The organism is Deltaproteobacteria bacterium (genome assembly GCA_016208165.1).
GTDB lineage: Bacteria > Desulfobacterota > Desulfarculia > JACQYL01 > JACQYL01 > JACQYL01.
In genome coordinates this window covers 1-24,919 of sequence record JACQYL010000052.1, presented here as the reverse complement: position 1 = coordinate 24,919, position 24,919 = coordinate 1, and the positions used below count along the sequence as shown (strand labels likewise).

Genomic DNA, 24,919 nt, shown 5'->3' with positions numbered 1-24,919 from the left:
TCCGAATTCGGATCATGGAAAGGAAAGATGCTCGCGATCCGATTTTCTAAGTGATTTCCAGGACCTTGTCGAGCGAGCCTCTTTGTTCGCCGAAGGCCGGGTCGAGGGGCTATAGTCAAAGTCCGAAAAGGTACATCGCTTGACCTGCGAACCGAGGATCCGATCGATGGAGCGTACGATGGCGGAATCGTCACTGGTGATCAGATTAAAAGCCTTTCCACTCTTTTCGGCGCGACCCGTCCTTCCAATGCGATGGATGTAGGCTTCGGGAGTGGTGGGGACATCGTAGTTGACGACATGGGAGACATTGGAAACGTCAATACCGCGCGCCGCAATATCCGTGGCCACAAGGATCTGGAACCTTCCCGACCGGAAGCCGTTCAGTGCAGCCTGGCGGCGTGCCTGAGAAAGGTTCCCTTGCAGAGAGGTTGAACCGTATCCGGCCTTGCATAGAGCTTCACTTAGACGCTTGGCGCGTTGTTTGGTCCGAGTAAAGACAAGAACCGATCCGACATCCGTATCCTTCAGGATTTTAAGCAGCAAAGATGTCTTCAAATCTTGCGCGACGGGGAAATGAAAGTGACTGACCGTATCCGCAGGCGCCGTGTTCCCCACTTGAACGGTAACCGGTTTGCACAATACCTCGAACGCTAGTTGTCGAATTTCGTTAGGCATGGTAGCGGAGAACATCAGCGTCTGACGCTTGGTGGGGATACGCTTCAAAATTTTTCGAATGTCGGGGATAAACCCCATATCCAGCATCTGGTCCGCCTCGTCGAGAACCAGTACTTCGAGAAGGGAGAAATCCACATTGCCCCGGTTGATATGGTCGATAAGGCGGCCGGGGCAAGCCACGATGATTTCAGCGCCCCTTTTTAGTTTTTGAATCTGAGGGTTGAGCGGTACGCCTCCGTAAAGGGTGATGCAGCGCAACCGGGTTTGAGTTCCAAGGGTGTTGATATCCTGGTGGATCTGTTCGGCAAGTTCGCGAGTAGGAGCGATGATCAGGGCTCGTACGCGGCCGCGTTTCTTATCCACGAATCGATTCAGTAACGGCAACGCGAAGGCGGCTGTCTTGCCGGTGCCCGTCTGGGCCAGGCCCATGACGTCGAGTCCTTTCATCAATGGAATGATGGCCTTCTCTTGAATCGGAGTCGGTCTCTCGAATCCGGCGGCCGTGATTCCGGCAGCTACACTCGGATGAAAATGAAATTCCTTAAAGTCCAAAAAATACCTTCTTTCTGTGTTCCAATAAAAAAGCCCTGGATTCATTCCAGGGCTTACGTTCGCGTAAATAACAACCAGGAACAACGTTTGTATGCACCCTACAGCTTGTTTGAACCGCTGTCAAGCCCATTTGATCCGCTTTCATTCTTGCCAACTCCTCTGGTTTGATGTATATAAATGGGTTTTTATTCATGCACACTCAAATTGACCACCGGGAAAACTAGATACAAGCGAAAGGGTTAGTAATGAAGATAGCGTTCATCGGACTGCCCAACTCGGGCAAAACAACCATCTTTAACGCGCTGACGAAAGCGGAAGCGGCAATAACGAACCACGTCAACGCCAAGGCCGAGCCCAACCAGGCGGTGATCCATGTCGGTGATGACCGAGTTACCCGCCTTTCCAAACTCTATCATCCCAAAAAGACGACCTACGCCACCATCGAGATGGTGGATTTTTCCGGGTTCAACAACGGCTCGGGCCGTACCGGGCTGTTCCCTCCGGAGCTCATGCAACAGGCAAAGAACGCTCATGCGCTGGCCCTGGTTGTCCGGAATTTCAAGGATGACCTGAACGGCGCCCCCACTCCGGTCGTAGACTTGGAACAGATCCGGGATGAAATGCTGCTGGCCGACCTCGTCCTCGCAGAGGGTCGACTGGAACGCATTCAGCACTCCTTTGACCGGGGAATCAAGTCCAACGAATTGATATCCGAAGAAAGTCTGATGCGAAAAATCACGAGCCGGCTCGAGGCCGGGCTCCCCATCCAGGGAATGGATCTGTCCGAGGATCAGAAAAAGATCGCGCGCGGTTTCCAGTTTCTGTCGGGCAAGCCGCAGCTCGTGATCCTCAATTCCGGTGAATCCGAGTATGGGAAGAACCAGACGGTCGTCGAGATGATCGAGAGGACTTTCAGAGTAATCGAATTCGCCGGCAAGTTTGAAACGGAACTCTCGCGCTTGGAGGACGCGGAGGAAGCCCGGATGTTCATGGAGGACATGGGAATCCGGGACTCGGCCCGGGACCGTCTGACACGGGCCTGCTACGGGATGCTGGGCTACATCAATTTCTTTACCGTTGGGCCCGACGAAGTCCGCGCATGGAACGTTCGAAACGGGGACTCCGCGGTGGACGCCGCCGGCGCAATTCACTCGGACATAGCCCGTGGCTTTATCCGCGCGGAATGCTTCAGCTACGATGACATTCTGGCCTACGGATCGGAAAAAGGAGTGAGAGAGAAGGGGCGATTTCGAGTCGAGGGCAAGAACTACCTCGTTCAAGATGGTGACATTTTGAATTTCCGGTTTAACGTGTAGCCCGGAATCGTACACATAGGGGACGAGAGCACCCTGGCGATAGCCGATGGAGAGTGAGGCCAAAGAAGCCGGACCTGCCTCGCTCTCCGCTAACGAGCCGGCCGGCGACTTTCCATTCTCGACCGGTTTGAACGGGAGAGCCTGATCGGCCGTCCGCCGGATCCGTTCGTTTCAAGGAACCTCCATATGATGGTTGATCGGCCTTGTACCTGTTTTTTGCGTATGTCCGTCACGTCCCGGGTCAATGCCCGAAAAAGTCGGCGACATACTTGACGGCCGTAAAGATGATAATAGCGGCCAGCATACACTTAATGGCTTTGGCCGGAACGAACTTCTGGCAACGGGCCCCCAGGTACATCCCCGCCGTCCCGCCTATTCCGAATAGAATTCCCAACAGCCAATCCGGGGCAATCGACATATTCGGATACAGGGGGGCGATGGATTGATAGAACGCCACACCGGCGACCGATGTAACGAAAGTGCCCATCAGGGCCGCTCCGGCTATGGTATGCACGGGTAACCCGAAAAAAGTGACGAAGAACGGAGCGATAATCGCGCCGCCGCCGATGCCGTAGATCCCTCCCACAATGCCGACGACGAAGCTCAGGGAGAAAATGCCCCAGAACGAAACGTCGTAGTGCTCACCATAAAATGTGTACCCGATTCGCTTCAAATTGAAGTGGGTGACCTTGACGGCCGCCAAGGACGCTTCAGAAGGATCCCGGCCGGTAGTGTCCGAGCGATGCCGGCGAACCGTCTCTCGGAAACGATCTTCGCTGCGGGCTTGGGTAGTTGCTTTGCCCGTCTTGTTCTTTACCAGATCCCCCACCATCCGGATGCCGATATAGAGCAGCACGGCGGCCGCGAACAATTTTAAATGCTTTGGATCCGGCAGGTAAGAGACCCTTAGGAGAGCACCGATGAAAACCCCGGGCAGCGTACCGGCCACCACGACCCAGGTCAGCGGCCACACCATTCTTCGCTCTTTCCAATACCGATAGACCCCGCTTGGAATGGCGACGACATTGAACAATTGGTTGGTGGCGCTGACCGAAGGATGGGTGTACCCGAGAAACGACATTTGGAACGGCAAGAGAAGAAAAGCTCCTGAAACTCCTCCCATGGAGGTGAAAAAGGAGATCACCAGAGCGACCAGGGGTGGAATCCATGGAGCGACTTCGATTCCGGCGGTCTGAAAGAGCATCTCGGCCTCCATTTGAAAAGCGCTTGACTTAATAGACACGAAACATATTATTTTCGTGTTAATATGTATCAAAGCCATAGGACCAACGTCAAGATGATTTTGCCGGGTGACTCGTCGCGCGGCTAAGCTATAATCAAACGAACGGATCGATCCGGGTCACACCGGAAACCTCGGCGGAGAGACTCATGAACGCGAAAACGAAAGAACATCCAGCGTCGTCCGCTCAACAACCACCCATCCAAAAGAATACGAACCACGGGCGCATCGTTTCGATTCCGGACGAAGACCAGTGCCTGGACGCCGTTCAGCTCCATCGATTGGAGCACTCCTTTCGGGAGTGGGCCGAGAGTTCACCGCGCGCTGACGTACGCCTGTCACGCCGTCGCATCGTACTCATCTTTCTTTTGATCCGGTACACAGGGGCCAAGTTGAACGAGGTTCTGTCCCTGAACCCCTTCGGGGACATCGATACTAAACGGCAATGCATCCTCTTTCGCCGCGCGGACCTTATGTCGGAAACGAACCCAAGGGAGGTTCAGATTTCGGAGGACTTATCCGGTGAGATTCAACGAACGCTGGATGATCCCGCTTTCAGAAATCCTCTGCAGAGCCGTTTCGGCGTCGATCCGGGCTTCGTGCGCCGCAAGTTTTATGAACGGGCCCAAGCCTGCGGATATCCCAAGCGGCTGGGTAGTCCGGAGCTGATTCGCAAGGCGCGGGCCGTGGAGATGATGCAAGGCAACATGCCGCTGCCCGTGGTTCAGATGATGCTGGGCCATTCGACGCCCAATCTGACATCGTCTTATGTCTCCTTTTCAGAGGATGAAATCCAGCAGGTGACCAGGCTGTTTCTGGAGAGAGAAGCGTCTCGTAAGACCAGTGCGCGTAACGCGTTCTTCGGCAAAATCCTAACGATCCACCGCGGAGATATACAGGCTTGCGTGAATCTGACCACCATGAGCGGCCACTCGGTCACCACGGTCATCACCATCGACAGCTTGAACAGACTGGCGTTAAAGGAAGGGGGGTTGATCAGGGCCGAAGTCAAGGCGCCGTGGGTTATTCTCGAGCAGGGGGATAAAGAACCGGCGTGCAGCGCGGAAAACAGGTTTCACGGCCGTATCGTCCGTATAGCCGGGGGTGAAGTCAATACGGAGTATGCTGTCCGTATTTCCGATGGGACGGAATTGTGCGCCCTTGTCTCGACCGCAGGCAGCCGGCAGCTCAATCTCAACGTCGGTGATCCGGTTTGGGCATTGTTCAACAGTTTTGCCGTGGTGCTGCACATCGATTAAGCGACCCCTGCTCTTACGAAACGACAGAATACGAACCAAGGTCGGCGGGAAAGATTCGGCGAGATCGCAGTCCTGCTTCCCTGCCTCGCGACTGAACATGATAACCTTATGGGTCAATCTGTTCCGTCCTTTAAGAGTCGGCCGATGCTCATCGCTCGGCTCATGCGTTCCTCAGCTTCTTTGCGTAAGCCGCCGCCTCGAGACCCGCAACGCACCCCTCGCCGATCGCCTTGGCCACCTGCCACGGAGGACCACAGATATCCCCGGCGGCGTATACACCCGGGACATTGGTCTCTTGCTTTTTGTTGGTTGCGATATACTTCATGGTATCCTTGTCCAGAGCGACCCCCAATGCCCCCGCCAGCATGGTGGCCCCTTTGGCTCCGAGTTCAATGAAAACGCCCCCAACGTCTATGCGTGCGCCGTCATCCAATTCCAGGCCTGTTACTGATTCGTCGCCCAAGATTTCCGCAACCTTCCTGCTTTCATGAAGCTGAATGGGGCTCTCCCTGATCTTTTCGATCAGAACATCGGTCGCATCCGGCTTGTCACAGATCAAGTGCACTTCCTTGGCATACAGGAGCAACGTCAGAGCGCCCGTCAGGGCCGCGCTCTCGCATCCGATCATGGCCACGGCTTCTCCTTTGTAGAAACCCGCATCGCAGTCCACGCAATAGCTGATCCCTCGTCCCAAGAGATTCTTTTCCCCTTTCAAGCCGAGCTTCTTGCGGGAAATGCCCATGGCAAAGATCAAGGCCGCAGCGTCGAGATGTCTTCCGCTCTCGACCTGCAACGAAAAGCGCCCATTGTCCATCGTAATTTCGGTCACATCCTGCTCGAGGAACTTCGCGCCCGATTCTTCTGCTTTCAGGTGAGCCTGTTTCAGAAGTTCCGCGCCCGTGTCCCCGTGCAGGCAGCAGAAATTTTCAATGTGTGCGTTGTAGGAACTGCTTCTGGGAAGTCTTCCAAGGACCAAGACCGAGGCCTTTCTGCGCCCCGCATGGATGGCCGCTTGGAGCCCCGCGGGTCCGGAGCCCAAGATGACCACATCGTAACGCTCGTCCGTCATTTCATACTCCCACGTTACCGGTAAAAAAGCGCCGCATGGCGCTGAAGTTCAATCGACGTGTTCGTGCAATTCTTCATATAAAACAATTTAATATATCAATATATTAAAGTCTTAGATAAGCCAAGGGCGTACAAGGATCAGAGCTGTTTTTACCTTCCGAGCAAGCCCTACAGACCCCCTGCGATATCGCTGCGCTATTTTGCAGTCTTCAACAATCTAGCGTTAACTGCGACAATCACGGTGCTCAAGGACATAAGAACCGCCCCAATGCCCGGGGACAGCAACACTCCGTAGGCGGACAAGACTCCTGCGGCGAGCGGTATGGCGAATGCGTTGTACCCCGTGGCCCAAACCAGGTTTTGGATCATTTTGCGGTAAGTGGCCTGCGAAAGGCCCAAAATGGCCCCGGCGTCCAGCGGATTGCTGCGGACCAGGATGATATCCGCCGCCTGAACCGCCACGTCCGTACCTGCGCCGATAGCAATTCCCACATCGGCCTCCGCAAGGGCAGGCGCGTCATTAACGCCGTCTCCAGTCATGGCCACGGCCAGTTCCCGAGACTGGACTTCTCTTACCTTTTCCGCTTTGTCTTCAGGTAAAACCTCTGCGAAATACTCGTCAAGGCCGACCTCTTCAGCCACCCACCTGGCCACCAATTCATTGTCTCCAGTAAGCATTATACATTGGACGCCCAACTCTTTGTGCGCTGTAACCGTAAGCAACGGCAATGGCGATGGGGGCCATCATTCCGGGCTGTCGCTTTTTCAGCTCATCGACGAGCCCTTTGAGAAACGGCCTGCCGCCGTAAACGAAAACAAACGACGAAAGTACCCACAACACATAGTCGTCCCCCGGAAATCCAAGAGCCTGCTTGACCCCTAAAAACGCCTGGATCATGGGAGAAAATACCAGAATAGGGATCGTAACCAGCAAGGAGATCCAGAAACGCTTTCTGAAGTCCGCCACCATGTGCGCGTGGTGATCGCCGCCCTTGTGTCCGTCGTGCTCCCTGCCTCCTTCGTGATCCCGGCGCTTCATACCGTTGTGGTTTTTGTGTCTTTCATGACCTTTATCCAGTTCAGGGTCACCTAATGAATCGCCGACTGTATTCTTGTCGGTTTGCTGTTTTTCCGCGATTGTCTTGCCTTCTTCTCAGATATCCAATTTCCCGATAATTCCTTTTAAGGTTTCGGCTGAAGCCAGGAGTTGGCGCCTTTCGGAGTCATCCAGGTTTATGTGGATATGCTTGGAGACACCATTCATGTTCAGAATGGCCGGTATGCTCAAGCAAACATTCGATATGCCGTGGTAATCATCCACCAGTGTGGAAACGGTAAGGACGCTGTTCTCGTCACGGAGTATGCTGATGATGATTCGCACCACTGCCAGGGCAATAGCGAAGTTGGTATATCCTTTTCGGTTGATAATCTCGTATGCGGCATTTTTAACCTGCCTGAAAATCTCTTCTCTTTCCTCCGAAAGGCAGCTTCTTTCGCAGACAGAGCAGTACTGGCTTAAAGTCAAGCCCGCGATATTGGCCTGGCTCCAGACCGGAACCTCACTGTCGCCGTGTTCTCCTATAATGTAGGCGTGAACATTGCGGGGATCCACCTGACAATGCCTGCTGAGAAGGAACCTGAAACGGGCCGTATCGAGCGTGGTTCCGGATCCGATAACGCGGTTCATGGGATATTCGGAAACTTTGAGGGCAACGTAGGTCAATATATCGACCGGGTTGGATACGATTAACAGGATTCCCGGCTCGTGCGCCACGATCCTGGGAATAATATCTCTGAAAATTCTCGTGTTCTCGGAAACGAGATCCAACCTCGTCTCTTCCGGTTTTTGGGCGGCGCCTGCCGTCACGACCACAATATCGGCTCCCTTGCAATCTGAATAGTTTCCTGCGAAGATTCTCACCGGCTGGACAAAGGAGAGGCCGTCATTGAGGTCCATGGCATGACCTTCAGCCAAGTCGGGGTTGAGGTCGATGAGAACGATGCTGGAAGCGAGTCCGCTCGTCATAAGTGAAAAGCAGATGGTCGCTCCCACCTGCCCGGTTCCCACGATAACGACCTTTCGAGTGGTCGAAACAGGTGTTTCCATTGCATCTGAATACTTCTGCGGGTTGCCCTCGAATTTGGTTTTACAGTCCTCGCTGCAAAAAGAGAAGTTTTCACCCATATATTGAGCTCCGTATCGGCCCTCTTGGCCTTCGATCTCCATACCACAAACCGGGTCCCTGGCCATTGTTTTCGCCCCCTTACACGTTACGTTTGTCCCTGCAAGAGCTTTCTCGCGAAACGTGATGCTACCTCTTTTGCCCAAGAGCCATCTCTTTCCACTACGGGAGTCGAATGCGTAATGGTATGTGCCCAATGAGTCCCCAGCCCCAACATGAGCCATCTGAAGCCATTCGATTCAGGCGCTTCTACAAAATCCGATCTTCCATTCGTTTGCCATCTTTTAAAAACCGGATTTTCAAAACCAGAATTTGATACCTGCCACGAGGGAGGTTGTCTCGATGCTTTCACCGTCGGCCTCAGCCAAATCCGCTGTCTCGCCAAGCTTCCGGCTCCAGGAAACCCCGATGTAGGGGGCGAATTCTCTTCGGATTTCGTAGCGAAGGCGGGCGCCCAACTCGATGTCATTGATGCCCTGGCCGATGCTGAGTTCCTCGACCTCCTGCACTGCAACGTCGATCTCGAAGCGCGGCTGCAAGATCAGCCTTTGACTGAGGAGCAGGTCGTACTCGGCTTCCAGGTTGGCCGAGAGGTCGCCGTCCTGGCTTATATATGCGGTCACATCCACTTCAAACCAATAGCGCGCCAGCCCCTCGATGCCCAGCGCGGCGAAGGTCCGGGTCGGATGCGGCTCGAAATCGTGTCTGACACCGGCCTGCAAATCCCAGAACGTGGCAATGTTACGGCTGTAAAACAGCTCCACCCCGGCCTCCTCGAACGTCTCTTTGTCGAACAGCCAAAAGCCCTCGCTCTTGAACCAGAGCTTGCTATAATCCGTGCCGCCCCATGCCTGAACATCCCAGAAAAGACCGCCCTCTCCATCATTGCTTTGGTACTCCAGGCGGTCCCCACGGAAAACGGCGAAGATTTCGTTGTCGGGAATGGGCTGTACGCCGAAATTCATCTGCGCCCCTGATTGAGCATCTTCCGCGTATTTTTGAATCCTTTCGCCTTTCTCCGGATGGGCATCCACTTTGTGGTAATCGGCTGGAAATGCACGCTCCTCTGAATCGGTGAAGGTCTCATCGGTTGCCAAGGTTGTGGATGGTAGGAGAAAAAGAACCAGCAGCAGCATGCATGTCTTCATTGAATGTCCTCCTCAGGCGACCCGGACTACCTGGAACATGCCGGCTTCCATATGGTAGAGCAGATGGCAATGGAAGGCCCAGTCCCCCTTTTCGATCGGTGTGATGAGCACGGAAAGCACCTCTCCGGGTTTCGTTAGGATGGTGTGTTTGAACGGCAGCTTATCGGCTCCGTTTTCGAGCTGCATCCACATGCCGTGCAGGTGTATGGGATGCTCCATCATGGTGTGATTCACCAAGAAGAGACGCAGTCGCTCGTTGTGGCGGAAAAGGTACGGGCACGGATGCTGAGTGAATTTCTTACCGTCGAAGGAGAACATGTACCGCTCCATGTTCGCGGTGATATTGATCGTCATCTCCCGGTCGACCGTCGCAGAGTACGGCTGCGGTTCGATGGAAACGAGATCGTCGTATGTCAAGACCCGCCAGCCGTCTTTGCCGAGACCGATGCCCGGCTCATCCAGCCGGTATGTCGGATTCGTGATCACCATTTCCACGTTCGAGCGCGACTTCTCCGGTTTGAAAGGCGTAGGTCCGTTGGGCCCGGGGATTCTCGGATCGTCTAGCGAAGCTTTACTTCCGTGGTCCATTTGGCTGTGGCTCATATCCTTCATATTGCCGTGAAGCATCCCGCCCATCCCGATATCCTCGAGGCGTCGTACCGGGCGGGGACGCAGTGCGGGCACAGGGGCTTTCATTCCCGGTTCGGGGGCCAGGGTTCCCCGGCCATAGCCGCTTCGATCCAGGGATTCGGCAAATATGGTGAAAGCCTGGTCCTTCATGGGCCGTACCAGCACATCGTACGTTTCGGCCACTCCGATACGAAACTCATGAACGGACACAGGGCGCACTGCCTTTCCGTCGGCCATGACCACCTCCATGTCCAAGCCGGGGATTCGCACGTCGTAGTTGGTCGTGGCGGAGGCGTTGATGAAACGGAGCCGGACGGTCTCCCCCGGATTGAAAATCGCCGTCCAGTTCATGTCCGGTGAATGGCCGTTCATGAGATACGTATAGGTGTAAGCCGTCACGTCGGCCAAATCGACCGGGCTCATCCTCATCTTGCCCCAGGCCATGCGTTCGGAGATCGGATCTGCAAAGCCGCGCTCACCCACATCTTCGAAAAAGTCCCATATAGTGCGCCGCTGGAAATTGTAATAGTGCCCCATCAGGTTGATGTGTCGGAAAATGGTCTCCGGGTCCTCGAAGGACCAGTCGGACAGCACCACCGGATAGTCCCGGTCGTAGTCGAACGGTTCTCCGTTTTTCGGCTCGATGATCAAAGGCCCGTAAGCCCCGGTCTGCTCCTGAAAACGGGAGTGACTATGGTACCAATACGTACCGGCCTGTTTGACCCGATAGCGATACTCGTAAGTCTCGCCCGGCTGGATGCCGTTAAAGTTCACCCCCGGAACGCCATCCATCCGAAACGGCACCAGGATTCCGTGCCAGTGGATGGAAGCGTGTTCCGTATCCATTAGCCGGCTGGTCACATTGAGAGTGACGTCGCCGCCCTCCCGGAGGTGCAGGAGGGGGCCCGGAACCGTACCGTTTATGGCGGTCGCCGTGCCCTCACGACCGTCTATTTGTACGGGCGAATAACCGATGGTAAAATCGTATCGGCTTTTGGGGGTCCTCTGTTCGATTCCTGGACTGGTTGTAAGCGCCCATGCCGGCATGGGCAGGGTACAGTATAGACCTGTCAGGAAAAGTCCCGCTCCGGTGGTCTTCATAAAATTGCGTCGGGTGATTTCCTTGGAGCCGTTCATTTTGCTCTCCCCATGCGTTTCCGATGAACGACCTTGTCAGCCACTTTGTGGAAATCGCAACGAAGTTGTTTATGCCTCGGTCGGCCGGTATTGGCCCTCGTCCGCCCAGCCAGGGCTTTCTCTCGATCGACGTCCGGACTTCGCCGGACACACGTGTCTTGCAGCACCGATTACTGCTTGCACGGTCGGCTGTTCTATTGACGCTGTTCTTCCGCTTTCCCATGATCTGACGGTTCAGAGTGACCGTGAACCTGAGTTTCTTCTTCGCTCGTCTCCCCGTGTCCGTGTCCCGGCCCCATCCCGCCTTCCTTCATGACCATTTGCCGGTATTGTTCGGGGGCTGTCCGGGGTACGTCTTCTACGAAGGCCACGAGGCCCCACAATTGCTCCTCCGTGTGGGTTGGCCCGAAAGCGGGCATACCCGTCAGTTTGACGCCGTGACGGACGATCCAGTAGATTTCAGCCTTGCCGAGCTCACTCTGAAGGCTTCCGGAGGTCATGCTCGGCGGCGAAGGATAGAGACCTTCCGCAAACTCCTCACGCCGGTATCCCGGGGCTCCATGGCAAAGACGGCACATCTCGTGGTAGTGAAGAACTCCGACTTCCTTGAGCTTTGGATCATCCAGATTCGGGGCCTGGATATCGCTGCTATGCACAGCTATGGAGCGATCCCGCAGGAGTTCGATAAAGGATGCCGTCATGTCCCAATGAGGCTCCGTCGCAGCGATGTTGTAGGCGCCCGACCAGGCATATATGATGGCTCCCAGTCCCATGAGAGCTAAAACGATGACAACGGTCGAAATGTATTTCACGGTTCCCCTCCCGTATGAAAACCCTTGAAGATCACGCTGCGCGGCCGCAGTTCCTCCAGGCCGTGCGGTATGTACGTCGAATCCGCGTCCAGCGCGGTCTGTCCGACGGCAAGTCACCGCTTTCTCGTCCCAACCTGAAAAGAACCGCCCGGCTTTCCATGTGTCCTTTGTATCTTTCCACTTCTTCTTTGGATGTTTCTCACTTGCAGACCAAGCCCCGCATCATCGATGCGGGGCTCGACGGCGCTCAGTACCCCAGCCAGACCCCGGTGGGACAAGCCCAGCCGCGGTCTCCAAACTCCCGGCGGCACGACATCAGATATTCATCGTGCTTTTGCTGCAAATTGAGGCGCAGCTCGTTTATCCGGTCCGACAGAGCCTTGACTTTTTCCCGATCGGGGTTCGGCTGGTCCCACAGCGTCTCCAGTTCCATCCGCTTGGACCTCAACTCCTGCCGCATGGGCAAGGTGTCCTGCATAAATTGCGAGCGCTTCTTCCGCCACTGCTCACGATGTTCAGGGCTCATGCCCCGCCACCCTTGTTCGTCGGGGCCCGTCAAATCGCGACCATGGCCGCCCACACCGCGATCTCCTTCCTGACCGCGACCCAACATTCCAGGTCCCATGTCTTCATATCCGTGTTCCGCAGAGCCGGGCTGCCGGGGCGACGACGATCGGTCTTCATCCGCCCACACCGGCGTCGCCACGAATACCAGCACGGCCAGACAGACCAACAACGCGTTTCTCATCATCAACCTCCTGTTTCCGATGTTCCTCAGCCGTGATCGAGGCCCACGGATCTGTAATGTGACATCGGCTTATGATCCCCTCGAGCTCTATAGCGGCAGGTCAGATCCTTTGAGAGCTTCCAGCTTCTCGAGCTGGTCCGGAGTGAGGATTTTTTTCAACTCTCGCCAGTACTCCAGATTCGACAGAAACATCTCGGCCTTAACTTCCCCTTTCTTAACGAACAGATCCTTAACTTTCTGGGGATCTATTTCTTTATCCCAGCGCAGGCCGGCCAGTTCAATCTTCAGCTTCATCCGCTGAGCCCACAGGTCCACCATCTTCTCCAGTCGCTTCCTTGCCAGGCCACGCACCTGGTCCCATTGCTCCGGCGTCAGATTCAAATTGTCCAACACCCGAGCCATAGGAGCCATGCCCCTGCGATGACCTCTCCTGAGGGAGCCCATTTGCCCCATCATCTTTCCCATGCCGCCGGGTCCGCCCATCATGTGCGACATCATCATGCGCATCATGTCGTCATCCATCATGTCCATCATGCCCGTCATGCCCGTCATGCCTTGGTCGTCTTCTTCCTCGGGTTGGCCCATCATGCCCATCATCCCCGGGCCGCCGCCTGTAGCAGGACCCTTCATCATACCCGTGGACTCGGATGCACCCGGCGCCGTTGCTTTGGCGCCGGGTTCATGGTGCTCTTCCACAGCCTTGCATGGTTGGATCCCCATCAGAGCAGAAGTTCCCAAGAAGACCGCCGCAACCAACAAGCCTACCACTAGATTTCTATTCATGGCATCCTCCTTTGGTGTTGTTTTTTTGAAGCCGTACCTGTGCTCCCATCCAATACCCGTTCCATCTTCTGTTCCATACCCTCGATCCTGTATTTTGCCGGATTTTGTATTCCAGTATCCCATACGCCGCTTTCGCGGCTCGGGGATAGGTCTATTTGGCTCGGTCGGACCATGCGCCGCAGCATTTTCCGAGATTTCAGAATAGCGCCCTTGACAACCCCACGCAGGCCCCACCGAGGACAAGCCACGTGGAGCTCACCTGATACCGGATGAGGAGCAGTGCGGAAAGAAGCCCCGTTGTAACAGTGAGAGGGTCAACAATCGAAGTTCTGGTCAGTTGCCAGGTCAAAGCCGCCATCAAACCCAGCGAAGCCACATTCACGCCGTCCACCAAGCTGCCAACCCACGGCGACTTACGCATGCAAGGAATCAGAGGGTTGGAAACGGCGACGAACACGAACGAAGGCAGGAAAATGGCGAGTGTTGCGAGGAGCGCCCCCGGTATGCCGCCAAGGACGTAACCAACGAATGTGGCCGTTGTGAAGATCGGGCCGGGAGTTACTTGTCCGATGGCGACGGCGTCAATCAACTGCTGGTCAGTGAGCCAACCAAAGCGTACAACGAAATCGGCACGGAGAAAAGCAAGTAGAACATACCCGCTTCCATATAGGACCGATCCGATCTTGAGAAAAGTAAGGAACAAGTGAGGCAGATTTAAGGGAATGGCAACCCGGGTCAACACGCCGACTCCGCTAATTGGAACAATAAGCGCCACCAATCCCTGTCTTCTTAAACGCCGATAATTCATGACCAACATCACTGTCAATCCACCGGCGAACAGCAGGGCGATTTCATTGATGCCCACAAAGTTCAGAACGATAACAATGACTCCGATCGTCGCAGTAAGCAGGCCTTTGACGGCTGTTTTCCCGAGGCTCCAAAGGGCTTGAACAATGATTGCAATGACCACGGGCTTTATTCCGTACAGCAACCATTCGGCTTGCGGTGTGGAACCAAAGCGCATGTAGACCCATGCCAGCAACAGCACGATAAGCATGGCCGGCGTGATGAAGCACAGTCCGCCGATAATCAACCCAAGCCATCGTGCACGCAAGAAACCGATATGAATCGCCATTTCCGTGGAATTGGGACCGGGGATCAGATTCGTGGCCCCCACAAGATCAAGAAATTCTTGATCGCTCAGCCACTTACGCCGCTTCACGGTTTCGTCGTGCATCATGGCGATGTGAGCTGCCGGTCCGCCGAACCCTGTCAGGCCGAGCTTGAGAAACAGGGCCGCGACTTCGGAAAGTGTCTCAGGCAAGACTTGTTTCATGATACTCCTGCCTCAAAAAGACCAACGTCAGCATACGGCTGAACCTCGCCTTGTAAGGGCTTGACGCCTTTTGGATTGAACGAATGGCTTTCGACGATAGGCCAAACAAGTCGCCGATTTGATTTTCTTGGTCCGGCTGAGCGTTTCGGTTCCGTTGAAAGAGGCTGGAGCTTGATCGCGTCATCCGCTCCGGGGAATCAGAAGTCGTACAAAAACCTTGTGGTGAAGGTGTCTTCGCTGTCCAGTGACACCCCCTGAACAGTGATTTCGTCTTGGAACCATGCGTGGTCATAGTTGAACTGGAATCGAATATGTCTGTTAGGAAACCAGTTTAGACCGACGGTAGCCGATTGGGCCCGGTCGGTCCCCGTGGCCAGTCCCAGATCGAGCAGTTCTTCGTCGGTCGTGAGGATCTGGTATCGGCCCATCAACTGCCAAGCGCCCCATCCCCCCTCGGAGGGATCGAACACGGATCGAGGATGGATGGGAAGGTCACGCGGCGCATTCTCCCCGGTCAATATGTATCCCAAATTCAGGTAGAACCCGTTCACATCGAGGTCCGCGAACTCGTTACCGTTTCCAACCGTTTCAAAATGACCGGAGAGATACTCCGTCTTTAAATTGAACGGGCCGTAAAGGTATTCCGCTTCGAGACCCCAACGGGTGAGCCTGTCGTCCTGTGTGACGCCCGGCTCAAAGTCGAAAAAGGGTGTGAAGGCCTGCGTGGAGAATTCCGTTCCCGACAGATCCCGTTCGTTATTGCCCGTGCTAAAGGAACCTCCGACATATAAATTGTTAAGCCAGCTCAGGGAAGTTGAATGAAGAAAGGGGGAATACACAAGGCGGAGCGTAACGTCCTTGTCGTCCACAACGGCGTCCTCGTTGCGGCCCTGGCCGTTGAAAAAACCCAAGGCCCAGACCAGTTGATCCTGATACACTTTGCCGAAGGCCATGATTCCGATATCTTCCTGAGGAGACAGCGCATTGACGATCATCGCCCGCTCTATAAAGTCGGTCCACCGAGCCGAGTAAACGGCCTCGAGGCTGAAAGGCTCCAGGACCTGCCCGGCCCGGATGCGAAGTCCGCCATATTTCCGGTATTCAAGCCATCCTTCCTGGAGGATTCCATTACGTTCTCCTATAAGGGTTCCATACAATCGATAGCCCCAGTGGTTTTCCAGAACGCCTCGGATATCCAACCGGGCCCTCCGGACGAGAAAAGTATCCTTTTCGGGGTGATCGCCATCGAGAAACCACCTCGAGTCCGCCTGCAGCCAGCCTCCGATGCGAAGCTGGTCATCGACGCCTTCGAGATAAAACCCCTCGTCATACAGCGTTCTGAGCCTCTTTTCCTCGGGGGTCTCCACTTTTTCGGTGAGGCGAATGCTTTGCATGATTTCACGCAAGTACTCCTGATATTCAGGCTTTTTCGCGGCTGCTTTCACCTTCTCATCCATCGTCGCGGCTTGTCTGTTCAGTTCTTCCTTCACGCTTCTCAGCTCTTCCTCGTAGGCATCCATGATGCGCCTCTGTTCCAGCATCATCTTCTCCAGTTGCTCGATACGCTCTCTTAGATCCTGCTCCGAACCTTGAGCAAAGGCCGGAACATCCGAAAAGGGAAGCCAACAGCAAATCATGGCAACTCCCCAGAAAGCCACGCAGGCCGTTCGGTGGAACCGCTTTCTTTTCATGCTGCATTGTCCTTTATGGAATACGAGCGTTCCCCGCGAATTTGCGATAGACGAAGCGGATAAGGAAATAGGCCCAAAGAAACCCGATCAGGTAAGACATGATGACATCACTGGGCCAATGAGCCCCTAAAGCGATTCGAGCCGCCCATCCGACGAGCAACGAGAGACCACAGGCAATGACGGCGGTTCTTCGCAGTATCCCAGAAGCTTTTCTTGTCAACAGCAAACCAAGGTATCCGATGGTCGACGCGTAAGTCAGGCCAAAAATGGACGGAAAGGAATATCCGGAGAGGTTCCCGGCCACATGGATAAGATCGGGCGATGGACGCGGTCTGGCAAGCAAAGGGCCAAGCCCTATCCCAAGGACCCACATCCCGGCAAAACTGACCATGGCAAGCAAGGCGGCATGCCGGCCGGCAAGCCACCAGGAAAAACCGATTGTAAGTGTAAGCAGAACGAGGTTCAAAGGGAATTTGGCTGTTGAGGAAATCCACTCCGCCCACCCCGTGGATGCGGGCGTAATCCATTGAACGAAGCGAGCCACCGCCAGGTCACCGGGGAAGTACGGCAAATACCTTGCCCCAACGATAAGAAGGACGGTCACTGCAATCAGGCCTATCCATGCCTTTTCTTCCAGGTCTATAATTTTCCTCCACAAATGGAAAAAGTGTAAGAGTCGAGGCAAAATCCAGGAAATCCAGAAAAGCCCGATCCTTTTCTTAATCAATCCCCTTAAGGGGTGAATTGCGCAAGATCGTACACGCCCAGTTTTCTCTCCAATTCGGCGACTTCCTCCACGATCTTCTCAAATCCGCCCTTCCCGAAAAGCTCCATTTCCTTGTCCTCGAACTTTTCACCCAATTGATCGTACTCCTTGGCGGTGAGAATCGTCCTGAAAGAAGGGAAAAGAACGGTATCTTCACGAGCCGCATGGGGACGGTACATACGGATGAACCGCTCGAGCGATTCGACCAGTTCGTGTCGTGGCTGGCCGATACCAAGGGCGGAAGCACTTGAGGTGCGCAAGATCTCATCCGTAAGACGGCGTCCCGCCTGGTGCTGACCATAGAGCACCTTCACGAGACCGGTGAGCCTCCCTGCTTTATTGAAGCGGGGAAAGACCTCTTCTTCTTCGAGCTTTTCATGATAGTTTTCAATGAACCGGCGGACGATCCCGGCTGAACCGGAGATGACTTCAGCGGGTGTTTCCGTATTCTTGTCCATGCGTCGGAGCACCTCATCATAGATAAGGAGCAGGCGACGTAGAATCCCATGCTCCCGCATCAGGTCTTCCGCAGGACTGATCTCTGTTTCCTGTAATTCCTCTTTCGCAGCGACAGGCGCAATAGCGGGAAGCCCCGCAACCATCAATGCGGCGCCTGCAAGGGTCAGAAAACCGCGGCGCGTTTTTGGCATATTCGACGGCATAAAGACCTCCTTGTCCGACGATCTTGATGAATCTTACGTGACCATCGTTATTGAGTGAATAGGGTCTATCGTGTATTTCAAGAAAATAGAAGCCCGCGATGACGTCCGTTGTTGCGATCCAAGGGTTCAGAACGTCTCTGCGTCTTCATGTTGCCGGCAAAGGCGGCCAGATGCCATTCCTTCCCGCATGATCTTCCTCTTGTCGCGGCCGCAGGCAACGTTGGGATTGACGGCCCGACGGAGAATGGCTATTAGGAGAGTGACGGTTGAGTAGCCAAAAACGTCCGCCGATCAGGCGGCGCCGATGTTGTGCAAGACCCCGTGGGGTAATCCCCCTCGGGGTCTTGTTGATGGGTCAAATGCTGTTAACGTGAGGTGCTTACATGCGTCTTACGCCGGTTTTTATGCTGGTTCTGTCCAATGTGTTCATGACTTATGCGTGGTACGGCCATCTGAAGGATTTGAGAGCCAAACCGATCCTGGTGGCCATTATCATCAGCTGGTGCGTGGCTTTTTTCGAGTATTGCCTTCAGGTCCCGGCCAACCGCATGGGAAGCGCTTTTTTCACCCTCCCACAGCTCAAGGTCATCCAGGAAGTCGTGACCATGGTGGTATTCGCGGGATTCTGCGTGTTCTACATGAAGCAGCAACTGACCTGGGACTACCTGTGGGCAAGCCTCTGCCTGGCCGGGGCGGCCTTCTTCATGTTCCGGCACGTCTCCGTGGTTCAATGAGGCTGCTGCCCGCTCATTCTTAACAAGACTCCTAAAACGACCAGATGAGTGGAATCAGCAACACCGCGACAGCCCACATGAGCGCATTCAGAGGCGCTCCGATCCTCAGAAAATCAGAAAACAGATAACCTCCGGGCCCATAGACCATCAGATTGGTCTGGTAGCCGATGGGGGTCATGAAACTGGCTGAGGCGGCCAGGGTGAGCGCCATCAAGAACGGCCGCGGACTGACCGAAAAAAGATGGGCCGCCTCAATACATAAAGGGAACATCAGCACGGCCGCGGCGTTGTTGGTGATCAACGACGTCAAAACCGAACCCGTCAGGTATATAACGGCCAGGGCCGCAACCGGTCCCAAGCCGTCGGTCGTCCTGACGAGGGCGGAGGCGATGGCGGACGCCGCACCCGAGTTATGCAGGGCGTTGCCGACCCCGAAAGCCGAAGCGATGGTGATGAGAACCTGCCAGTCTATGCTGCGCCGTGCATCGCCGGCGGATATGCATCGCGCACCCACCATGAGTACGGCAACCAGTGCGGCCGAGATAAGCGGAGCCAAATAGCCGGTGGCCAACAGCATAATCAAAACGAAGAAGAGGAGGCCGGCGATCCATGCCTTGTCGCGTCTCAGAGGGCGCCATTCCTTGACATCGCTGACGAGAAAAAAAGAAGGGTCGTTGCGAAAGGAGCGAATGAAGTCAGGACCGGTCTGTAGGAGCAAGGTATCGCCCGCTTTCAGCCTGACACGTTCTATGTTTTTCTCGAGGCGTGTACCTTGGCGATGCAAGGCGATCACAGCCGAGTCACAACAGTCCTGACAAGCGGATTCTTGAATCGTTTTGCCTATGAAGGGAGAAGTGTCGGAAAGGACGGCTTCGCATAGTCTTTTCTCGCGCTGCTCCTTGGACGAGGAGACGTAGGCGGCGTCACCCACTGGAACAAGGCCGGGAATCTTCTCGATTTCGACGATGCTGCCCACAACACCCTGAAACACCAACAGGTCGTTTGCTTCAATGATCTCTTCGGGTGTGATGAGCCTGGTCGCGTCAGTGCGTTGGATTCCTAACATTCTCAAACCCACAAAATGGGTCAGGCCGCTGTTCCCAACGGACTGCCCCACCAGTCGGCATTCCGGCTCGACGCGCATATGGATGACGTACTCCCGATTGGTTTCGCCAAGCCGGTCCAGAAGATCCTTTCGATCCGGCAACCAATGCCGGCTGACAAAAAAGAGGTAGGCCATGCCGACAATGGTGTAAGGCAAACCGACCATTCCGATTTCGAACAGATGCATCCCTTTTAGGCCGTTGTCCACCATCAGGCCGTTTACAATGAGATTAGTGGAGGTCCCGATCAGCGTGCACGTGCCGCCGAGGATCGTCATAAAGGAGAGGGGCATCATCAGCTTGGAGGGAGAAACGTGGTGTTGCCGGCACCATGCCAGCACCAAGGGCACGAACATGGCCACAATGGGCGTGTTGTTGAGAAAGGCCGACAACGGGACCGCCACCACGGCCAAACGCAACAAAGCACGCCCTTCATTTTGAACGCCGCCAAAGACGTGGAGCCCGATGAAATCCAGTACCCCGGTCTCCTTTAAGCCGGCGGCCACAACGAACAGCATACCCACGGTCAACATGCCGGGGTTGGAAAACCCGGCGAAGGCTTCGCTCGGTGAAACAATGCCCGTCAAGGAAAAGAGCGCCGTGGCGCCAAGAAAGAGAAAGTCGGGCGGGCCTAGATTTTTGATCAAGGCGACAAACAGCAGAACCACAACGATCAATGTGAAAATCGCATCAGGACCCATTGACTTGGCAGGGACTCCGATTTTCGGTCATAATAGGTATTTTCACCATTGCCATGATAGCACAGTGTCTAAGCAATCAGATACGGCAGAATTTAGAACTCGTGATAATCAATGTCCATCCATAGCGCGACCAGGGAGACGCAATAATGAATTGGAAGAAGGCGTCTCAACTCTATTCCTTCAAACTTGCCTATTTGCTTTAAGTATTACCAATAAGCATATATTATGCTTGGCTTAATTCCTGTGTGGTTATCAGAGCCTTCCTTTATGTCCGGCACGTCCCCTTCATCGCAGATCGCCTGGTCTCTATCATGGATGTTCCGAAAAACAAGATCGTTTCTTTTCACGTCCGGGATGGGCTAAGCTTACTCATACGCCTTCTCCAGAGTCCTTATGTCGATTTTGTTCATTTGAACCAGGGCTTCCATGACTTTTTCAGATTTTCTTGGGTCCTTGTTTTGCATCATCTCTCCCAGAACTCTGGGAACAATCTGCCAGGACACGCCGTACTTGTCCCTGAGCCAACCGCACTGTTCCGTCTCTCCGCCCTCGGAGAGCTTTCCCCACAAATCGTCCACCTCTTCCTGTGTCTCGCAGTTCACGATGAACGAGATGGCCGGCGAGAACGTAAACACAGGTCCGCCGTTCAGCGCCAGGAACTCCTGGCCTTCGAGCCGGAACCCCACGGTCATCGCCGTTCCCTTCGGTCTGCCGGAGGCCTTCGCTCCTGCTTCTCCATAAGGGGCAATGCCTGTAATTTTTGAGTTTTCGAAAATGGAGGTATAAAACCTCACTGCCTCCTCGGCGTTACTATCGAACCACAAACACGGGGTGAACTTTTGCATAGCCTTTCCTTTCAAAGTGAGCGCTGAGAGACCTGCTGCTCTTTCACTTCGCCGGTACGCCCAGACCCTGTAAAATCTCGCGCATCCGATCGATGTGAAATTGAAGGTGAAACGTTCCCAAACCGCCGACCATGCTTTCCAGTGTCGGATATTCTCCCAACGGCGAGTCTTTAAGCTTGGGAACACGAGCCTTCCGGTCGAGCTGCGCCTCGGATAAGCCCTCCGCGAACTTGGAGATGCCATCGTACTCCTTTACGACTTCCGAGAACAGCTGCGCAAAAGTCATCCGGGCGCGCTTCTCAGAGAAAAAGGGATTCTCGGGATCGATGTCTACCGTGGGAGTCTCCTTCACCAAAAAAGCCCGAAGGATCGGCAGGTGGCCGGAGCCTTCGGGCCCCCAAAGATGCGACAGGACTTCTTTGGGAGACCATCGTCCCTCGGGAGCGCGGGAAGCCGTGGTCTCATCAACCCCTTCGCATACGTTTTTCAGTTCTTCCATCCTTTTTCGAATTCTTTTAGCCAGTTGGGTTCCGTTGGAAGTGGCCATGTCTGACGGCCTCCTTTCTCGGTTGTTGCTCATGTATGGTTGTCTGTTTCAAACCTGACGGGTTCCTTTCCGGAAGACGATATGGGCGTTTTGACAAGTGCGATAGGAAGGAATCGTCCGACCGAACATGGCGGAAGGAAACTGAAAGAATTTAGTTTTAAAACTGAAGAAAAAAAATGGGGTGAATCATGTATTTTGGCACTATAATCTCATGCGCTGCATACGTTGAAGTAATTAGAGAAACTATTCCCCCAAGGCGCCTAGGTTCTGTGCGTTTTTAACACCGGTCGTGGCGATCCTCTTCGTATGGACGCGCCTCCGCGAACAATGGAGTGAAAGTGTATGAGACAGGGCATCTTCCTGGTCGTACTGCTGGCGAATGCCGCGGCGTTGGTCGCAGTCTTCAACCCCTGGATCAAGGACTGGTCTGGTTCGGGGACCGTGTTCCTCGTGTTCGAGGGAGTCTTCCTGCTCTTCATCGGTGTGCCGGTATTCATTCACCACCTTCGCAAGGGGATGTCACCGCGTGAAGCGGTGGCCGCGAGCCTGGACTCGGCGATGAACTTCCTTTCGGGTTGGGTGTGACGATGACAAGCCACGCCCGGGCACGGCTCCGCTCGATTCCGGCCTTCCTCGTGGACGTCACGCTGCCCGGCGATGGAATCCCGGAGCCGGGTCGCTCGATCGACCCGGCCAGGCAGGGTCGGCGTGGCATTCTGATGTGGGCCGAGCAACAACGCCAGGCGGCGAGCCGCCCATGATTCGGGTCGTTGGTGTCATATTTCTTGCCGGCGCCGTGCTGTTGGTGGTCTACGCCGAAGGACTCCACTGGATAGCGCTGTGGAACCTGTCGCCGTTGGCATTGGCCGGGCTGGCGATTTTTCGATCCCCCGGCATAGGGCGCCTCTCATGGAGCGCCGTCGTATTTGCCGCCGTCGTGACGCTCGTCATCGTTTTAATACATGCCGCTTGGCTCTTCGACTGGGGCGGTACACGGACGGAATCGTCCACCGCCGGCCTGATTTTCCTGTTTTCACCGATCTGCGCGGTCCTGCTGGGCGCGGTCGGGCTGGCCGGGGTAAAAATCGCAGGACGCGCCGGAAAGGGAAACACGGCCCGACAAGCCTCTTCGGCCGTGGCGCAAAAGCGGTCGGGCTCGAGCACTCAAAAGTGACCATTCAGTGGCCTAGTGTTCGTGGTCGTGATCTTCGACCTCGTGGTCCTGATGACCGTGTTCATGGTAGCGGCGGGCCGCATGATCGTGGTCTTGCTTTTCCTCGGGATGGCTGTGTACGAAGCGATGGGTGTGGTCGTGGACGTGGTCGTGCAAGTGTTCATGCTCGACCTCTTCATGCCGGTGCGGGTGCGCGTGCAGGTGATGATGCAGGTGGCTGTGCTCGTGCTCATGCTGGAGTTGGCGGATAGCCGTGCTGTTGCGTTGGCGGTGCACGTAAGATAGGCCGTTGAGATTGCCAAGCCGTTTATGCTGCAGAAAAGCCTGGATGGGCATATCCTCCAAAATCCGCCCCTCATGCATCACCACTGTCCGGCGGGTCAGTTCTTTGACGAAGAACATGTCGTGGCTGACCAGCAAAAGGGTCACGTCAAGGTCGCGCAGGATCGCCAGCAACAGCTCTTCTCCACGGGGATCGAGGCCGGCCGTGGGTTCGTCGAGTATGAGCAACCGGGGTTCCATGGCGAGCACGCAGGCCAGCGCGAGACGTTTGCGTTCACCTCCGGATAGATGCAAGGGGACACGCTCTTCGAAACCCTCGAGATGCACCATTTCCAGGGCCTTTTCAACCCGCTTGCGCGATTCGGCCCGAGAATGGCCGAGCTGCTTCAATCCGAACGTGATTTCTTCCTCCACGCTTGGGCAGAAGAGCTGGTCCGCGCAATCCTGGAACACCATACCGACTTGCCGCCACAGGGACCTGCGGCTGCGACGGGTCACCGGCCGACCCTCGAAAAAGAATGCTCCGCGCCCCTGATGAAGGCCCAGCAAACAGGACAACAGCGTGGTCTTGCCTGCGCCGTTCTCTCCCACCATGGAAATCCGTTCGCCTTCCTGTATGGATAGGTCGATGCCGCACAGAGCCTGTGTGCCGTCCGGATAGGCGTAGCGATAGTCGCGCAAGCATACCAGCGGGCTGTCTTCCGGTGCGGAGGGAGAGGATGCTGCCTTGGGTGAAGCCCGGTTCGTCGTCGAGGCCGTCGGATCGTTGGTCTCTGCCGTGACCGCCAGGCGAAAAGAGAAATCGAGACCGTGCATCCGCAAGGCCGACCGTTGGGAGACCAGTTCGCGCATGGAGTAGTCGTGCTGGATGCGGCCCCCATCCAGCACCACGGCCCGGTCGCACAATTCATAGAGAAAGATCAGGTCGTGGCTGGTGCAAATCAGTGTGCCGGAGAAATTGTTGAGCAGGTCCAAAAAGACCTGCTCCTGGCGAGGATCCAGGTTGGCGTTGGGTTCGTCGAGGAGCAGTACTTCCGGTTCCATGGCGAGGAGGCCGGCCAGAGCGGCTCGTTTTTTTTGTCCGAAACTGAGATTGTGGGGCGCTTTGTACGCCTTGTCCGTCAGGCCTACGCGATCGATCGCCCTCCGGGCCGCCCGCTGCGAATCCTCCAAGGACAAGCCCTGATACCGGGGGCCGAAGGCGGCGTCTTCCAACAAAGTGTGACCGAAAAGCTGGTCGTCCGGGTCCTGAAAGAGCAGACCGATCTCGAGCCTGCTGCGGTCCAGATGCTCGCCGGCGAGCCGCTTCCCCTTGTAGAACACTTCCCCGACCGTGGGTGACAAGAGTCCACAGAGCTGTTTGATCAGTGTGGTCTTGCCGGAACCGTTCTGGCCGACCAAAGCGATCCGATCGCCGGCCGCAATATTCAGTTCGACGCCGGACAGGGCCGGGGTCTCATCCGGATATCGGTAGCACAGCCCGCGCGCGCTGAAAAGAGGCTCAGCCGGGGCGGGCCCCCGAAGGGG

24 protein-coding genes are annotated in these 24,919 nt (G+C 55.4%); 5 read left to right on the top strand and 19 right to left on the bottom strand.

Annotated elements, in window-relative coordinates:
* Nucleotides 1-12: 12 nt before the first annotated feature.
* Nucleotides 13-1,227: a DEAD/DEAH box helicase gene (locus HY788_11090; protein ID MBI4774706.1), complete on the bottom strand. Its 1,215-nt coding sequence runs from the start codon at nucleotides 1,225-1,227 to the stop codon at nucleotides 13-15.
* A 245-nt stretch (nucleotides 1,228-1,472) separates the two neighbouring features.
* On the opposite strand from HY788_11090, the gene ychF reads away from it, so the two are divergent.
* Nucleotides 1,473-2,543 (top strand): redox-regulated ATPase YchF, encoded by a 1,071-nt coding sequence (gene ychF, locus HY788_11085; protein MBI4774705.1) that lies wholly within the window; start codon nucleotides 1,473-1,475, stop codon nucleotides 2,541-2,543.
* Nucleotides 2,544-2,784: 241 nt separating this feature from the next.
* On the opposite strand, the gene HY788_11080 is transcribed toward ychF, so the two are convergent.
* A complete protein-coding gene (locus HY788_11080; GenBank protein MBI4774704.1) occupies nucleotides 2,785-3,747 on the bottom strand; it encodes a sulfite exporter TauE/SafE family protein in 963 nt (320 codons plus the stop codon).
* Nucleotides 3,748-3,932: 185 nt separating this feature from the next.
* Here HY788_11080 and HY788_11075 point away from each other — a divergent pair, with 185 nt between their 5' ends.
* Nucleotides 3,933-5,042 carry a TOBE domain-containing protein gene (locus HY788_11075; protein MBI4774703.1) on the top strand — a complete coding sequence of 370 codons (1,110 nt, stop codon included), beginning with the start codon at nucleotides 3,933-3,935 and terminating at the stop codon, nucleotides 5,040-5,042.
* A 160-nt stretch (nucleotides 5,043-5,202) separates the two neighbouring features.
* Here HY788_11075 and HY788_11070 read toward each other — a convergent pair whose 3' ends face one another.
* From HY788_11070 to HY788_11010, 13 genes are all read right to left on the bottom strand, one after another.
* Nucleotides 5,203-6,111: an NAD(P)/FAD-dependent oxidoreductase gene (locus HY788_11070; GenBank protein MBI4774702.1), complete on the bottom strand. Its 909-nt coding sequence runs from the start codon at nucleotides 6,109-6,111 to the stop codon at nucleotides 5,203-5,205.
* A gap of 194 nt (nucleotides 6,112-6,305) precedes the next feature.
* Nucleotides 6,306-6,788: an HAD-IC family P-type ATPase gene (locus HY788_11065; GenBank protein ID MBI4774701.1), complete on the bottom strand. Its 483-nt coding sequence runs from the start codon at nucleotides 6,786-6,788 to the stop codon at nucleotides 6,306-6,308.
* Nucleotides 6,769-7,149: a hypothetical protein gene (locus tag HY788_11060; protein ID MBI4774700.1), complete on the bottom strand. Its 381-nt coding sequence runs from the start codon at nucleotides 7,147-7,149 to the stop codon at nucleotides 6,769-6,771. The genes HY788_11065 and HY788_11060 overlap by 20 nt, the downstream gene beginning before the upstream one ends.
* A gap of 114 nt (nucleotides 7,150-7,263) precedes the next feature.
* Nucleotides 7,264-8,361: an L-lactate dehydrogenase gene (locus tag HY788_11055; GenBank protein ID MBI4774699.1), complete on the bottom strand. Its 1,098-nt coding sequence runs from the start codon at nucleotides 8,359-8,361 to the stop codon at nucleotides 7,264-7,266.
* A gap of 231 nt (nucleotides 8,362-8,592) precedes the next feature.
* Nucleotides 8,593-9,258, bottom strand: a complete 666-nt coding sequence (locus HY788_11050) for a copper resistance protein B (protein MBI4774698.1) — start codon at nucleotides 9,256-9,258, stop codon at nucleotides 8,593-8,595.
* Between the two features lie 195 nt (nucleotides 9,259-9,453).
* Nucleotides 9,454-11,208: a copper resistance system multicopper oxidase gene (locus HY788_11045; GenBank protein MBI4774697.1), complete on the bottom strand. Its 1,755-nt coding sequence runs from the start codon at nucleotides 11,206-11,208 to the stop codon at nucleotides 9,454-9,456.
* A 194-nt stretch (nucleotides 11,209-11,402) separates the two neighbouring features.
* Nucleotides 11,403-12,020, bottom strand: coding sequence for a cytochrome c (locus tag HY788_11040; GenBank protein ID MBI4774696.1), 618 nt, complete (start codon nucleotides 12,018-12,020; stop codon nucleotides 11,403-11,405).
* Nucleotides 12,021-12,267: 247 nt separating this feature from the next.
* Nucleotides 12,268-12,771: a periplasmic heavy metal sensor gene (locus HY788_11035; GenBank protein MBI4774695.1), complete on the bottom strand. Its 504-nt coding sequence runs from the start codon at nucleotides 12,769-12,771 to the stop codon at nucleotides 12,268-12,270.
* 84 nt (nucleotides 12,772-12,855) lie between these two features.
* Nucleotides 12,856-13,551, bottom strand: a complete 696-nt coding sequence (locus HY788_11030; protein MBI4774694.1) for a hypothetical protein — start codon at nucleotides 13,549-13,551, stop codon at nucleotides 12,856-12,858.
* A gap of 196 nt (nucleotides 13,552-13,747) precedes the next feature.
* Nucleotides 13,748-14,887, bottom strand: coding sequence for a chromate efflux transporter (chrA, locus tag HY788_11025; GenBank protein ID MBI4774693.1), 1,140 nt, complete (start codon nucleotides 14,885-14,887; stop codon nucleotides 13,748-13,750).
* A gap of 197 nt (nucleotides 14,888-15,084) precedes the next feature.
* On the bottom strand, nucleotides 15,085-16,578 hold the full coding sequence (locus HY788_11020; GenBank protein MBI4774692.1) for a hypothetical protein: 1,494 nt from the start codon (nucleotides 16,576-16,578) through the stop codon (nucleotides 15,085-15,087).
* A gap of 13 nt (nucleotides 16,579-16,591) precedes the next feature.
* Nucleotides 16,592-17,263, bottom strand: coding sequence for a phosphatase PAP2 family protein (locus tag HY788_11015; GenBank protein MBI4774691.1), 672 nt, complete (start codon nucleotides 17,261-17,263; stop codon nucleotides 16,592-16,594).
* Between the two features lie 47 nt (nucleotides 17,264-17,310).
* A complete protein-coding gene (locus tag HY788_11010) occupies nucleotides 17,311-17,994 on the bottom strand; it encodes a hemerythrin domain-containing protein (GenBank protein MBI4774690.1) in 684 nt (227 codons plus the stop codon).
* 395 nt (nucleotides 17,995-18,389) lie between these two features.
* Here HY788_11010 and HY788_11005 point away from each other — a divergent pair, with 395 nt between their 5' ends.
* Nucleotides 18,390-18,740 (top strand): DMT family protein, encoded by a 351-nt coding sequence (locus tag HY788_11005; protein ID MBI4774689.1) that lies wholly within the window; start codon nucleotides 18,390-18,392, stop codon nucleotides 18,738-18,740.
* 31 nt (nucleotides 18,741-18,771) lie between these two features.
* Here the strand turns inward: HY788_11005 and HY788_11000 are convergent, their stop codons facing one another.
* The 3 genes from HY788_11000 to HY788_10990 all read right to left on the bottom strand — a co-directional run bounded on the left by HY788_11000 (nucleotide 18,772) and on the right by HY788_10990 (nucleotide 21,936).
* Nucleotides 18,772-20,544, bottom strand: coding sequence for an SLC13 family permease (locus HY788_11000; GenBank protein ID MBI4774688.1), 1,773 nt, complete (start codon nucleotides 20,542-20,544; stop codon nucleotides 18,772-18,774).
* A 365-nt stretch (nucleotides 20,545-20,909) separates the two neighbouring features.
* The gene (locus HY788_10995) at nucleotides 20,910-21,389 is read right to left on the bottom strand and encodes a VOC family protein (GenBank protein MBI4774687.1); all 480 of its coding nucleotides are present in this window, start codon (nucleotides 21,387-21,389) and stop codon (nucleotides 20,910-20,912) included.
* Between the two features lie 43 nt (nucleotides 21,390-21,432).
* Nucleotides 21,433-21,936, bottom strand: a complete 504-nt coding sequence (locus HY788_10990) for a maleylpyruvate isomerase (protein ID MBI4774686.1) — start codon at nucleotides 21,934-21,936, stop codon at nucleotides 21,433-21,435.
* 342 nt (nucleotides 21,937-22,278) lie between these two features.
* Here HY788_10990 and HY788_10985 point away from each other — a divergent pair, with 342 nt between their 5' ends.
* Both HY788_10985 and HY788_10980 read left to right on the top strand, forming a co-directional pair.
* Nucleotides 22,279-22,521 (top strand): hypothetical protein, encoded by a 243-nt coding sequence (locus tag HY788_10985; protein ID MBI4774685.1) that lies wholly within the window; start codon nucleotides 22,279-22,281, stop codon nucleotides 22,519-22,521.
* 172 nt (nucleotides 22,522-22,693) lie between these two features.
* Nucleotides 22,694-23,110, top strand: coding sequence for a hypothetical protein (locus HY788_10980; protein MBI4774684.1), 417 nt, complete (start codon nucleotides 22,694-22,696; stop codon nucleotides 23,108-23,110).
* 12 nt (nucleotides 23,111-23,122) lie between these two features.
* Here the strand turns inward: HY788_10980 and HY788_10975 are convergent, their stop codons facing one another.
* Complete coding sequence (locus HY788_10975) at nucleotides 23,123-24,871, bottom strand: ATP-binding cassette domain-containing protein (protein MBI4774683.1); 1,749 nt, start codon at nucleotides 24,869-24,871, stop codon at nucleotides 23,123-23,125.
* Between the last annotated feature and the right edge of the window lie 48 nt (nucleotides 24,872-24,919).

What these genes read in the sequence shown, in the direction of transcription:
- ychF (MBI4774705.1), top strand. Translation starts at nt 1,473, where the DNA reads ATGAAGATAGCGTTCATCGGACTGCCCAACTCGGGCAAAACAACCATC.
- HY788_11080 (MBI4774704.1), bottom strand. Translation starts at nt 3,747, where the DNA reads ATGCTCTTTCAGACCGCCGGAATCGAAGTCGCTCCATGGATTCCACCC.
- HY788_11075 (MBI4774703.1), top strand. Translation starts at nt 3,933, where the DNA reads ATGAACGCGAAAACGAAAGAACATCCAGCGTCGTCCGCTCAACAACCA.
- HY788_11070 (MBI4774702.1), bottom strand. Translation starts at nt 6,111, where the DNA reads ATGACGGACGAGCGTTACGATGTGGTCATCTTGGGCTCCGGACCCGCG.
- HY788_11065 (MBI4774701.1), bottom strand. Translation starts at nt 6,788, where the DNA reads ATGCTTACTGGAGACAATGAATTGGTGGCCAGGTGGGTGGCTGAAGAG.
- HY788_11060 (MBI4774700.1), bottom strand. Translation starts at nt 7,149, where the DNA reads ATGAAGCGCCGGGATCACGAAGGAGGCAGGGAGCACGACGGACACAAG.
- HY788_11055 (MBI4774699.1), bottom strand. Translation starts at nt 8,361, where the DNA reads ATGGCCAGGGACCCGGTTTGTGGTATGGAGATCGAAGGCCAAGAGGGC.
- HY788_11050 (MBI4774698.1), bottom strand. Translation starts at nt 9,258, where the DNA reads ATGAATTTCGGCGTACAGCCCATTCCCGACAACGAAATCTTCGCCGTT.
- HY788_11045 (MBI4774697.1), bottom strand. Translation starts at nt 11,208, where the DNA reads ATGAACGGCTCCAAGGAAATCACCCGACGCAATTTTATGAAGACCACC.
- HY788_11035 (MBI4774695.1), bottom strand. Translation starts at nt 12,771, where the DNA reads ATGATGAGAAACGCGTTGTTGGTCTGTCTGGCCGTGCTGGTATTCGTG.
- HY788_11030 (MBI4774694.1), bottom strand. Translation starts at nt 13,551, where the DNA reads ATGAATAGAAATCTAGTGGTAGGCTTGTTGGTTGCGGCGGTCTTCTTG.
- chrA (MBI4774693.1), bottom strand. Translation starts at nt 14,887, where the DNA reads ATGAAACAAGTCTTGCCTGAGACACTTTCCGAAGTCGCGGCCCTGTTT.
- HY788_11020 (MBI4774692.1), bottom strand. Translation starts at nt 16,578, where the DNA reads ATGAAAAGAAAGCGGTTCCACCGAACGGCCTGCGTGGCTTTCTGGGGA.
- HY788_11010 (MBI4774690.1), bottom strand. Translation starts at nt 17,994, where the DNA reads ATGCCAAAAACGCGCCGCGGTTTTCTGACCCTTGCAGGCGCCGCATTG.
- HY788_11005 (MBI4774689.1), top strand. Translation starts at nt 18,390, where the DNA reads ATGCGTCTTACGCCGGTTTTTATGCTGGTTCTGTCCAATGTGTTCATG.
- HY788_11000 (MBI4774688.1), bottom strand. Translation starts at nt 20,544, where the DNA reads ATGGGTCCTGATGCGATTTTCACATTGATCGTTGTGGTTCTGCTGTTT.
- HY788_10995 (MBI4774687.1), bottom strand. Translation starts at nt 21,389, where the DNA reads ATGCAAAAGTTCACCCCGTGTTTGTGGTTCGATAGTAACGCCGAGGAG.
- HY788_10990 (MBI4774686.1), bottom strand. Translation starts at nt 21,936, where the DNA reads ATGGCCACTTCCAACGGAACCCAACTGGCTAAAAGAATTCGAAAAAGG.
- HY788_10985 (MBI4774685.1), top strand. Translation starts at nt 22,279, where the DNA reads ATGAGACAGGGCATCTTCCTGGTCGTACTGCTGGCGAATGCCGCGGCG.
- HY788_10980 (MBI4774684.1), top strand. Translation starts at nt 22,694, where the DNA reads ATGATTCGGGTCGTTGGTGTCATATTTCTTGCCGGCGCCGTGCTGTTG.